This window comes from Streptomyces sp. ISL-87 (assembly GCF_018614095.1).
Taxonomy (GTDB): Bacteria; Actinomycetota; Actinomycetes; order Streptomycetales; family Streptomycetaceae; genus Streptomyces.
On record NZ_JAGGOY010000114.1, the window covers coordinates 1 to 10,719 of the forward strand.

At 71.2% G+C, this 10,719-nt stretch carries 13 protein-coding genes; 5 read left to right on the forward strand and 8 right to left on the reverse strand.

Translation table 11 applies throughout. The features are described from left to right. Window positions 1–322 precede the first annotated feature (322 nt). A complete protein-coding gene (locus J7I97_RS33345) occupies window positions 323–964 on the reverse strand; it encodes a DNA-3-methyladenine glycosylase (protein ID WP_214942792.1) in 642 nt (213 codons plus the stop codon). Between the two features lie 98 nt (window positions 965–1,062). On the opposite strand from J7I97_RS33345, the gene J7I97_RS33350 reads away from it, so the two are divergent. The 3 genes from J7I97_RS33350 (at window position 1,063) to J7I97_RS33360 (ending at window position 3,082) form a co-directional block, all read left to right on the forward strand. After that, entirely contained in the window at window positions 1,063–1,845 is a 783-nt protein-coding gene (locus tag J7I97_RS33350) for a sporulation protein (protein ID WP_214942795.1), read from the forward strand. A gap of 50 nt (window positions 1,846–1,895) precedes the next feature. Beyond that, complete coding sequence (locus tag J7I97_RS33355) at window positions 1,896–2,429, forward strand: YbhB/YbcL family Raf kinase inhibitor-like protein (protein ID WP_214942798.1); 534 nt, start codon at window positions 1,896–1,898, stop codon at window positions 2,427–2,429. A 149-nt stretch (window positions 2,430–2,578) separates the two neighbouring features. Then, window positions 2,579–3,082 carry an HNH endonuclease gene (locus J7I97_RS33360; RefSeq protein ID WP_214942801.1) on the forward strand — a complete coding sequence of 168 codons (504 nt, stop codon included), beginning with the start codon at window positions 2,579–2,581 and terminating at the stop codon, window positions 3,080–3,082. Window positions 3,083–3,130: 48 nt separating this feature from the next. On the opposite strand, the gene J7I97_RS33365 is transcribed toward J7I97_RS33360, so the two are convergent. From J7I97_RS33365 to J7I97_RS33380, 4 genes are all read right to left on the reverse strand, one after another. Then, the gene (locus tag J7I97_RS33365) at window positions 3,131–3,901 is read right to left on the reverse strand and encodes a sulfite exporter TauE/SafE family protein (RefSeq protein WP_214942803.1); all 771 of its coding nucleotides are present in this window, start codon (window positions 3,899–3,901) and stop codon (window positions 3,131–3,133) included. Window positions 3,902–4,023: 122 nt separating this feature from the next. Further along, window positions 4,024–5,001, reverse strand: coding sequence for an SPFH domain-containing protein (locus J7I97_RS33370; protein ID WP_214942806.1), 978 nt, complete (start codon window positions 4,999–5,001; stop codon window positions 4,024–4,026). A gap of 85 nt (window positions 5,002–5,086) precedes the next feature. After that, complete coding sequence (locus J7I97_RS33375; protein ID WP_214942809.1) at window positions 5,087–5,515, reverse strand: NfeD family protein; 429 nt, start codon at window positions 5,513–5,515, stop codon at window positions 5,087–5,089. 85 nt (window positions 5,516–5,600) lie between these two features. Further along, a complete protein-coding gene (locus tag J7I97_RS33380; protein ID WP_214942812.1) occupies window positions 5,601–6,395 on the reverse strand; it encodes an ABC transporter ATP-binding protein in 795 nt (264 codons plus the stop codon). Between the two features lie 145 nt (window positions 6,396–6,540). Here J7I97_RS33380 and J7I97_RS33385 point away from each other — a divergent pair, with 145 nt between their 5' ends. Further along, on the forward strand, window positions 6,541–7,335 hold the full coding sequence (locus J7I97_RS33385; RefSeq protein WP_214942815.1) for a hypothetical protein: 795 nt from the start codon (window positions 6,541–6,543) through the stop codon (window positions 7,333–7,335). A 257-nt stretch (window positions 7,336–7,592) separates the two neighbouring features. Here the strand turns inward: J7I97_RS33385 and J7I97_RS33390 are convergent, their stop codons facing one another. The 3 genes from J7I97_RS33390 to J7I97_RS33400 form a co-directional block, all read right to left on the reverse strand. Then, window positions 7,593–7,838 (reverse strand): chaplin, encoded by a 246-nt coding sequence (locus tag J7I97_RS33390; RefSeq protein ID WP_214942818.1) that lies wholly within the window; start codon window positions 7,836–7,838, stop codon window positions 7,593–7,595. Window positions 7,839–7,988: 150 nt separating this feature from the next. Beyond that, a complete protein-coding gene (locus J7I97_RS33395) occupies window positions 7,989–8,639 on the reverse strand; it encodes a response regulator transcription factor (RefSeq protein WP_214942821.1) in 651 nt (216 codons plus the stop codon). After that, entirely contained in the window at window positions 8,632–9,792 is a 1,161-nt protein-coding gene (locus J7I97_RS33400) for a GAF domain-containing sensor histidine kinase (RefSeq protein ID WP_214942824.1), read from the reverse strand. Before J7I97_RS33400 ends, J7I97_RS33395 begins: the two co-directional genes overlap by 8 nt. A gap of 180 nt (window positions 9,793–9,972) precedes the next feature. Here J7I97_RS33400 and J7I97_RS33405 point away from each other — a divergent pair. Then, on the forward strand, window positions 9,973–10,719 hold a 747-nt coding region (locus J7I97_RS33405), incomplete at its 3' end, for an SDR family NAD(P)-dependent oxidoreductase (RefSeq protein WP_214942827.1).

The following is a 10,719-nucleotide window of genomic DNA, read 5'->3' on the forward strand; positions in this document are numbered from 1 at the left end:
AGGAACGGACGCTTCCTTTGTTCCCGTTTCCGGGCCCTCCGGGCGCTTCCTTCATTTCCAACTCTACCAGATCATTTCCGTTGCCGTTTTGGCTTGGATTTGAATTCGGTGACCGTTGGGGGTCTTTGCCTTTCGGCGCTCCACCACATTAGCGCTTATCCCTTGCGGCTCATAATCGGCCGTCGGAAATCGAATTCGGGCATGCCGAATACGACCCCGCCAGGGGGTAAGTCGTAGGTAGTGGGTTGGCCGCTCTGGGGGTCTGCACAGCAGTGCCCCGTTCAAGCGGCTCGGGCTACGTTAGGCGTCCGTCAGAGCCGAGTCAAGTTGAGCGGCGGCGTGGCGCATGGGCGCGGTACGGGCTCACCGTCGGGTCGTCGGTGAGCCAGTAGCGGTAGGGGTGGGCGGCGCCGGCGCCGCTGATGCCCGTGCGGGGGCCGTTGCTCACCAGGTCGGACGGGGTGGGGGTGCCCGTAAGGAGGGACAAGGGGGAATCGGGGCCGCCGCAGAGGTCCGTGCCGTCGAGGGAACGGTCGATGTCCATGGCCGCGGCCAGGCGTGCGGGACCCTTGGCCAGTTCTCGGTCCACTCTGGCTGAAAGTCGACGTTTGCGGGCCAGGTCGGCGCCCACCGTCACCTCCCCCGAGCGCAGCAGGACACCGCTCGCGTGGCCCGGCGGGCCGCACACCACGTTGAGGCTGAACCACATCCCGTAGATGAAGTAGACGTACGCGTGTCCGGGCGGGCCGAACATCGACGCGTTGCGCGGGGTGCGGCCGCGGTAGGCGTGGGAGCCCGGGTCGGCCTCCCCCTCGTACGCCTCCACCTCTGTGATGCGCAGTTCCAGGAGGCCGTCCGGCGTACGGCGCACCAGGGTGCGGCCCAGCAGGTCGGGGGCCACGGTGAGGACCGGCCGGTCGAAGAAGGACCGGGGCAGGGGCGTACGGTCGGGGCGCGCGCTCATCCGGTCGAGCGTAGTGGAACGCGCAAGCCCGCAACCGGGGCCTAAGGTTCCGCGTGTGTAAGAGGTAGTCGCACGAGCCTTATAAGGGGAGTCAGAGCATGGGGTTCAGGAAGCTGTTCGCGGCGCTGGGTGCCGGTGGTGCTTCGGTGGACACGGTCATCACCGAGCCGAACGTCGTACCGGGCGGGATCGTCCAGGGCGAGGTCCGGATTCAGGGCGGATCCGTGGAGCAGCAGATCGAGGGGCTGTCCGTCGGTCTTCAGGCGCGCGTCGAGGTGGAAGGCGGTGAGGAGGAGTACAAGCAGGACATCGTCTTCACCAAGCAGCGCCTCGGCGGTGCGTTCCAGGTGCAGCCGGGCGCGCTGCATGTGGTGCCGTTCGGGCTGGAGATCCCGTGGGAGACGCCGATCACCCACTTCGGTGGTCAGCACCTGCGCGGGATGAACATCGGGGTGAGCACCGAGCTGGAGATCGCGCGTGCGGTGGACGCCGGTGACCTCGACCCGATCAACGTGCACCCGGTGCCGGCGCAGCAGGCGATCCTGGACGCCTTCCGCCAGCTGGGCTTCTCCTTCCGCAGCGCGGACATGGAGCGGGGCCACATCCGCGGGACGCGGCAGACGCTTCCGTTCTACCAGGAGATCGAGTTCCTGCCGCCGTCGCAGTACCGCGGGCTGAACCAGGTGGAGCTGACCTTCGTCACGGACGGCCACGAGATGGACGTCGTGCTGGAGATGGACAAGAAGCCGGGGCTGTTCAGCGAGGGCAGCGACACGTACCGCTGCTTCCAGGTGGGTCTGCAGTCGTACCAGGGCACGGACTGGGCCGGCTACTTGAACCAGTGGATCGCTTCGGTCGGTTCGCAGCGCAACTGGTTCTGAGCGGTTTTAGGCTCGGGGGCGGTACTGGTTCGCGATCAGGAGGTTCAGCAGTGGCCGAGCAGAACAGGGCGCCGCTTCCGCACGATTTCCACCCGGAGGTGCACGCTTTCTCCGTGGTGAGTGCGGATCTGGAACCCGGGGCGGAGCTGGGTGACGCTCAGGTCCTGTCGGGTGGGAACATCTCGCCGCACCTGCGGTGGGAGGGCTTCCCGGAAGGGACCAAGAGCTTCGCCGTGACGTGCTTCGACCCGGACGCGCCGACGGGCAGCGGGTTCTGGCACTGGGGGCTCTTCGATCTGCCGGCCTCGGTCACCGAGCTGCCGGCCGGGGCGGGCAGCGGGAAGTTCGAGGGGCTGCCGGCCGGGGCCGTGCACGTGCGGAACGACTACGGCACGAAGGACTTCGGCGGGGCGGCTCCGCCGCCCGGCGAGCGGCACCGGTACGTGTTCACCGTGTATGCGGTGGACAAGGAGAAGCTGGGTCCCGGCGCGGACGCGTCGCCGGCCGCCGTCGGGTTCAATCTGCGGTTCCACACGTTGGGCCGTGCTCAGCTGATCGGCGAGTACGGGACTCCCGCGGGCTGATCGTTCCCCGGGCGTTTGCCCGGTCCTGGTCTAAAGACGGCCAGGACCGGGCATTTTTATTGCGTTGTCCCGCGTGGCGCGCGCGGCCAGAGTGGTTGCGGGTCTTGCCGCCAGGGTGGTCGCGGGCCTGCACACGGGAGGTGGGCGAGATGCGGGACACGCTGGTGCTGAATGCGAGCTTCGAGCCGCTGTCGACGGTGACGCTGAACCGGGCTGTGGTTCTGGTTCTTCAGGACAAGGCCGTCGTCGAACAGTCGCACCCCGAGCTGCGTGTGCGCGCGGCCACCATGGATCTTCCGATGCCGCGGGTGATCAGGCTGTGCAGGTACGTGCGGGTGCCCTTTCGAAGACATGCTCCCTGGTCACGGAGGGGGGTGCTGGTCAGGGACCAGCACCGGTGCGCGTACTGCGGTAAACGCGCGACGACCGTGGACCACGTGCTTCCGCGGGCTCAGGGGGGTGGGGACACCTGGCTGAACACGGTGGCCTCCTGCGCCGAGGACAACCACCGCAAGGCGGCCCGGACTCCGGAGGAGGCGGGGATGCCGCTTCTCCGGAGGCCCTTCGTACCGTCGCCGGGGGACGCCATGCTGCTTGCCCTGCGGGTGGGCGGGCGGGAGGCGCTGCCGGAGTGGCTGGAGCGCTCGGCGTAGTGGTGTGCGTGGCCGGCTCTGTTGGGCGGCGTAGCTTTGTTACGTCGCTCAGCGGAGCACTAGCTGGACGATCGCGAGGATTCCGACCACCACGATGACCGCGCGCAGCGCGGTCGGCGGGAGGCGGCGGCCGACCTTGGCGCCGATCTGGCCGCCGATGGTGGAGCCGACCGCGATGAGGAGGACGGCCGTCCAGTCGAACTCCGCGACGAAGAGGAAGAAGACGGCCGCGATGCCGTTCACCAGTGCGGCGAGGACGTTCTTGACGGCGTTGATCCGTTGCAGGTCCTCGCGGAGCAGCAGGCCCATGAGGCCGATGTAGAGCACGCCCTGGGCGGCGCCGAAGTAGCCTCCGTAGGCGCTGGAGAGCAGCATGCCGCCGAGCAGGACGGGGCCGCCGTCGGGGTGTCCCGTGTCGCCTCCGGCGGCTTCCTGGCGCTCGCGCAGGGCCTTGGCGAGCTTGGGCTGGACGACGACGAGCACGAGGGCCAGTCCGATGAGGACGGGCACGATCGTGTCGAAGGAGTCGGAGGGCAGGGTGAGGAGCAGGACGGCGCCCGCGAGTCCGCCGATGAGGCAGACCACGCCGAGCCGGATGATGCGGCCGCGCTGGCCCTGGAGCTCCTTGCGGTAGCCGATGGCTCCGCTGATGGAACCGGGCACCAGGCCAAGGGTGTTGGACACGTTGGCGGTGACGGGCGGCAGGCCGGTCGCGAGCAGCACCGGGAAGGTGATCAGGGTGCCGGAGCCGACGATGGTGTTGATGGTGCCGGCGCCGATGCCGGCGGCGAAGACCGCGAGTGATTCCCAGATGGACATGGACTGCGCCATCCCCTTCGCATGAGTGAGTCGCCTCCCCGCCATGAAGGTCGGGGGGCCTCACTGATCATGCAGGAGGGGATGGGCCGCGCGGTCGACGGGGTGCGGGCCGGTGGGCGGTGTCAGTCGATGGGGGGCTGTTCGCGGCGGTCCGCGGCGGCCTTGTCCGCCGCGCTTGCGCCGTCCTTGCCGGCGTTCGCCGGGTTGAAGCCCGAACCGCCGCCCATGGGGCCGAAGTTGCCCATGGCGCCGGAGAGGCCCTTGAGGGCGTCGCCGATTTCGCTGGGCACGATCCAGAGCTTGTTGGCGTCGCCTTCGGCGATCTTCGGGAGCATCTGGAGGTACTGGTATGCGAGGAGCTTCTGGTCGGCGTCGCCGGCGTGGATGGACTCGAAGACCGTGCGGATGGCCTGGGCCTCGCCCTCGGCGCGCAGGGCGGCGGCCTTGGCGTCACCTTCCGCGCGCAGGATGGAGGACTGCTTCTCACCCTCGGCACGCAGGATCTCGGACTGGCGGACACCTTCGGCCTGGAGGATCGCGGCGCGCTTGTCGCGGTCGGCGCGCATCTGCTTCTCCATCGAGTCCTGGATGGAGGTCGGCGGCTCGATGGCCTTGAGCTCGACGCGGTTGACGCGGATGCCCCACTTGCCGGTGGCCTCGTCGAGGACTCCGCGCAGGGCCGCGTTGATCTCCTCGCGGGAGGTGAGGGTCCGCTCCAGGTCCATGCCGCCGATGATGTTGCGCAGCGTGGTGACGGTGAGCTGCTCGATGGCCTGGATGTAGCTGGCCACTTCGTACGTCGCGGCGCGGGCGTCGGTCACCTGGTAGTAGATGACGGTGTCGATGTTGACGACCAGGTTGTCCTGGGTGATGACGGGCTGCGGCGGGAAGGGGACGACCTGTTCGCGGAGGTCGATCCGGTTGCGGATCGAGTCGATGAACGGGACGACGATGTTGAGGCCCGCGTTGAGGGTGCGGGTGTAGCGGCCGAACCGCTCGACGATGGCGGCGCTGGCCTGCGGGATCACCTGGATCGTCTTGACCAGTGCGATGAAGACCAGAACCACCAGAATGATCAGGACGATGATGATCGGTTGCATGCGGTTCCCCGTGCCCTTCCGGCTGTCTGTGCTGCCCCGTTGATCGGAGTCTCGCAGACCCCGGGGCCGCGAGTCGGCTGCTTTCTCACATGACGACCGCGGTCGCTCCGTCGATCTCCACGACATCGACGGACTGGCCTGGTTCGAAGCTGCTGTCGGCGTCGAGGGTGCGGGCGGACCAGATCTCGCCCGCGAGCTTGATGCGGCCTCCGCTGCCGTCGACGCGTTCGAGCACGACGGCGCTCCTGCCCCTCAACGCGTCGATGCCGCTTCGGTGCTGGGGTCGCTGGTCGCGGTGCCGGTTCGCGATCGGCCGGACGACGGCGATGAGCGCGATCGACACGATCACGAAGACCAGGACCTGCGCCACCACTCCCCCGCCGAGCGCCGCCGTGACGGCCGCCGCCACCGCGCCCACGGCGAACATGCCGAACTCCGGCATCGCGGTCAGGACGAGGGGGATGCCCAGTCCGACCGCGCCGATCAGCCACCACACCCATGCGTCGATGTCCACGTGGTCATGGTAGGTCGGGGGGCGCGGTCCGGACAGGGTGCGGGTGCGCGGGTGGCGGCGCGTGCGGTCGCGCGTGCGCTCGTATCTAACGCAGCGGGAGGCCCTGGGCGGTCCAGCGGTCGTGGTCGTTGCGCTCGACGACCAGCGGGAGGCCGAAGCAGAGCGAGAGGTTCCGCGACGTCAGTTCGAGGTCGATCGGGCCCGCGGTGATGACCTTGCCCTGGCGGATCATCAGCACGTGGGTGAAGCCGGGGGCGATCTCCTCGACGTGGTGCGTGACCATGACCATGGAGGGCGCGAGCGGGTCGCGGGCGAGGCGGCCGAGGCGGCGCACGAGGTCCTCGCGGCCGCCGAGGTCCAGGCCGGCGGCGGGCTCGTCGAGGAGCAGCAGCTCCGGGTCGGTCATCAGGGCGCGGGCGATCAGGGTGCGCTTGCGCTCGCCCTCGGAGAGGGTGCCGAACTTCCGGTCGAGGTACTCGGTCATGCCGAGGCGGTCGAGGAAGGCGCGGGCGCGCTGCTCGTCGACGTCCTCGTACTCCTCCTGCCAGGTCGCCGTCATTCCGTAGGCGGCGGTGAGGACGGTCTGCAGGACGGTCTGGCGCTTGGGAAGCTTGTCGGCCATCGCGATGCCGGCCATGCCGATGCGGGGGCGCAGCTCGAACACGTCGACCTTGCCGAGGGTGCTGCCGAGGATGACGGCGTCGCCCTTGGTGGGGAACAGGTAGCTGGAGGCGAGGTTCAGCAGCGTGGTCTTGCCGGCGCCGTTGGGGCCGAGGATCACCCAGCGCTCCCCCTCCTTCACCGACCAGGAGACCTGGTCCACCAGAGCCCGGCCCTCGCGGACCACGGATACGTCCACCAGCTCCAGAACATCGCTCATGAGCGTGTTGTCTCCCCTTGCAGTCTCGGTTGCGTCAGTGCGCCTGTAGGCGCAGCCCCAGGGGAAAACCTACGCCACTCCCGGCGGGGTCCGGGCGTCAGGCCGGGTGCGGAGGGCTTTATGGGGGGCTCCGTAAAGTAGGGGGATGCTTTTCGAACCACGTTCAGGGCGGCTGGCCGCCTGGGGGAACGCGCTGCTGGCCGGTCTGGTCTCGCCCGACGAGGCCGTGTTGTCGATCGTGGGCGAGGACGCCGTGCACCGGGTGGCGGGGCTGCCGGGGGAATCGGGTCCGGTCGGCCTCACGCTCGCACTCGGGCGGATGCGGGCGCTGGGGGTGACGGGGCTCCGGGTCGCGTTGCCGGCGCCGGGGCATCCGCTGGGGCTGAGCGGGCCGCCGGAATTCAACGCGCGGGCGCTGGAGGCCGAGGAGGCGGTGGTCGCGGTGGGGGCGGCGCTGGGGCTGGTGCCGGAGGTCTCCGAGGCCGGGCCGGCGGGGGATGTCCATGTGGAGGTGGTGTGGCACTGCCTGCCGGTACGGGAGGCACCGCCGGCGGACGTGCCGTCGCTCGGCGAGGCGGAGCGGGAGCTGGCGGAGGCGCTGCGCGAGGCGACCGTGGTGCTGACCCGGCTGGACGTGGCGGGGTCGGGGCCGGTCGCGGAGGCGGCGCTGTCGGCGTACCGGGCGCGGGCCGAGGCGGGGTCGGGGGCGGGACGCGAGGTGCTGGCGCCCGGCTATCCGGCGCGGGCGGCACGGGTGCTGTCGCTGGCGCAGCGGGTGGACCTGCTGGTGTCGCTGGCGTATGAGCACGGGCACGGGGGTGCGGTGGCCGCCTCGGAGATGGCGGCGCGGGCGGAGGCGTTGCGGCCGGTGGAGCGGGTTGCCCGGCGGGCGCTGGTCGCGGCGTACAACTCGGCCGTTGAGGAGCGCGAGCGGGGCTGACCCCGACGGGCGCCGGGGGGCGTCGTGCCCGGCCCCCCGCGCCTCAAGCGCCGGCGGGGCTGGGTTTCCGCGCCGCTGCGCGAGCGGCCCCGGGCTGCGCCCGGGCCTTCGGGGCTCCGCCCCCGGACCCTCCCCCAGACTCCGTCCGGGGGGACCCCCACGCCTCAAACGCCGGCGGGGCTGGGTCGTGCCGCGGCCCCGCTTCCTGGGGAGAGGGGGAAGCGGGGCCGCGGTGGTGCCTGGTGTGCCAGGGGGCGTCAGGCGTTGATGCCGCTGTTGCCCCAGGCGCCGTTCAGCAGGCCGATCACGGTGACCGTGTTGCCCACCACGTTCACGGGGACGTGGACGGGGGCCTGGATCAGGTTCCCGGAGGCCACGCCGGGCGAGTTCAGGGCCTCGCCCTCCGCCGACGCACCGCCGTGCGCCGAGGAGACGCCGGCGCCGGCGGCAAGGAGGCCTCCCGCGATCATGGTGACGGCAGCGGCCTTCTTGATGTTCTTCACGTTCTTCGTCCTCCAGTACGTCCGCCGCGGCCAGCCGCCGCGGCATGCATGGAGAACGGTCGCTCCGGCGATCCGGATACGCCATGTGGGCTACATACACCCGACCGTATGAATCTCGGATCAGAGCAGTACTCCGCTTCGGGCGGGCAATCAGTCCGTGATGCCGTGTCTGACCGCCCACAGCGCCGCCTGGGTGCGGTCGGAGAGGTCCAGCTTCATCAGGATGTTCGAGACGTGCGTCTTGACCGTCTTCTCGGACAGGACCAGCGCGCGGGCGATCTCCCGGTTGGAGCGGCCGTCCGCTATGTGCGACAGGACCTCGCGTTCGCGGTCCGTCAGCGAGCCGCCGCGGCTCGACGACGGGGTCTGGTCGTCCTGGGAGAGCAGGGCCACCGCCACTTCCGGCTGGAGGAGGACGTGGCCGGCGTGGACGGAGCGGATGGCGCCGGCCAGGGCGTCGGGGTCGATGTCCTTGTAGACGTAGCCCGCCGCGCCCGCACGCAGGGCCGGGACCACCGTCCGCTGTTCCGTGAAGCTCGTGACGATCAGGACACGTGCCGGGTTCGCCAGCTCGCGCAGCCTGCGCAGGGCCTCGATGCCGTCAGTGCCCGGCATCTTGACGTCCATCAGGATCACGTCGGGGCGCAGTTCCTCGGCTCGGGCCACGCCCTCCTCGCCATCGGAGGCCTCGCCGACCACCTCGATGTCGTCCTGGACCTCCAGGAAGGTGCGCAGGCCGCGCCGGACCACCTGGTGGTCGTCGACCAGCAGTACTCGGATGCTGCCGGGTGTGTCAGCCACCGGGGACCTCCATCTCGATCGTGGTGCCCGTACCGGGCTCCGAGTGCACGCCGAGCCGGCCACCGACTCCGCTCGCGCGGTCCCGCATGGATACCAGGCCGAGGTGGCGGCCCGCTCGACGGACCGTGGAAGGGGAGAAGCCGCTGCCGTTGTCCGTGACGGTGAGGACCGCTCCGGCGGCCCGGCGGGTCAGCGTGACCTCGACCCGGTCGGCGCCCGAGTGGCGCAGCGCGTTGTGGAGGGCCTCCTGGGCCACTCGGAGCAGCGCCTCCTCCTGGGTCGCGGGGAGGGCCCGTACGCCGTCACAGGTGAACGTGACGTGCGCGGTGTGCGCGCGGTCCAGGACGCGGACGTGGTTGCGCAGGGTCGCCACCAGGCCGTCCTCGTCGAGCGCGGCCGGGCGGAGCTCGGTCACCGCGGCACGGAGTTCGTCGGCGGCCTCCGCGGCGAGGGCGGCGACCTGGTGGAGCTCGCCCTTGGCCCGGGCCGGGTCGCGGTCCACGAGGGCGGCGGCGGCCTGGGCCGTGAGGCGCAGCGAGAAGAGCTTCTGGCTGACGGCGTCGTGCAGCTCGTGGGCCAGCCGGGACCGCTCCTCGGCGATGGTGAGCTCGCGGCTGCGCTCGTAGAGCCTGGCGTTGGTGAGGGCGATGGCCGCGTGCTGGGCGAGGAGGGAGAGGAGTTCCTCGTCCTCGTCGGTGAAGCCCTGTCTGCCGCCCGGTGCGCCGCGCTTGTCGGCGAGGCCGCGCTTGTTGGCAAGGAAGAGGGCGCCGAGGATCTCCTCGCCGTCCCGGATGGGCAGACCGAGGAAGTCGGACATCTCGGGGTGGGCGGGTGGCCAGCCCCCGAACCGCGGGTCCTTGCGTACGTCGGCCAGCCGCTCGGGGCCGTCCTGGTGGAGCATCGCGGCGAGGACGCCGTGCTGGCGGGGCAGCGGGCCGATCCGGCGCCACTGCTCCTCGGTGATGCCGTCCACGACGAACTGGGCGAAGCCGCCGTGGTCGTCCGGGACGCCCAGGGCCGCGTACTCGGCGTCCAGGAGCTCCCGGGCCGAGGCGACGATCGTCCGCAGCACGTCGCGGACCTCCAGCCGGCGGCTCATGGCGAGCAGCGCGGTGCTGATCGCGGCCAGTCCGGTACGGGGTCCGTTGCTCATGGCTTCACCGTACCGGCGGCTCTGACCTGCGGGATCGGGCCGGAGGCTTAGGGCGAAGGGACCGGTGGGAGTGGTGCCCGCGGCCGAGGCGGCGGGGGCGGCCGGCTTCCTAGGTTGGGGGCATCCGCTCATGAGGACAGCGGAGCCGGGCACGAGCGACGGAAGAACAAGGGTGCGGTCATGTCGGTGGCGATGGTGACAGGGGCTTCACGGGGGCTGGGCCGGGCGCTGGCCGGGGAGCTGGCGGCACGCGGCTGGGACCTGGTGCTGAGCGCGCGCGGCGCGGAGGCGCTTGAGACGGCGGCGCGTGAGCTGACGCGGGCGGGGGTCCGGGTGGTGCCGGTGGCCGGGGACGTGTCCTCGGCGGCGCACCGGGCGGCGCTGGTGGCGGCGGCCGGGGGGCTGGGCGGGCTGGACCTGCTGGTGAACAACGCGGGAGTGCTGGGGGCGGAGCCGCTGGTGCCGCTGGCGGTCCACTCGCTGGACGGGTTGCGTGAGGCGTTCGAGGTCAATGCGGTGGGGCCGCTGGGGCTGGTCCAGGAGGGGCTGCCGCTGCTGCGGGCCTCGGCGGAGGCGGGCGGGCCGGGCGGGGTGCTGAACATCAGCTCGGACGCGGCGGTGGTGGCGTACGAGACGTGGGGTGCGTACGGGGCGACCAAGGCGGCCGGGGATCTGATGTCGGCGGTGCTGGCGCTGGAGGAGCCGGCGCTGCGGGTGTGGTGGGCGGACCCGGGCTCGATGCGGACGCGGATGATGGCGGCGGCGGAGCCGGGCGAGGACATGACGGGGCTGCCGGCGCCGGAGGAGGTGGCTCCGGTCCTGCTGCGGCTGGTGGAGCAGTCACTGCCGAGCGGGCGCTACACGTCGGAGGGGCTGCGCGCGGGGGCGCGGGCGGGGGCGGAGGACGGCACGGGGGCGGGCTCGGAG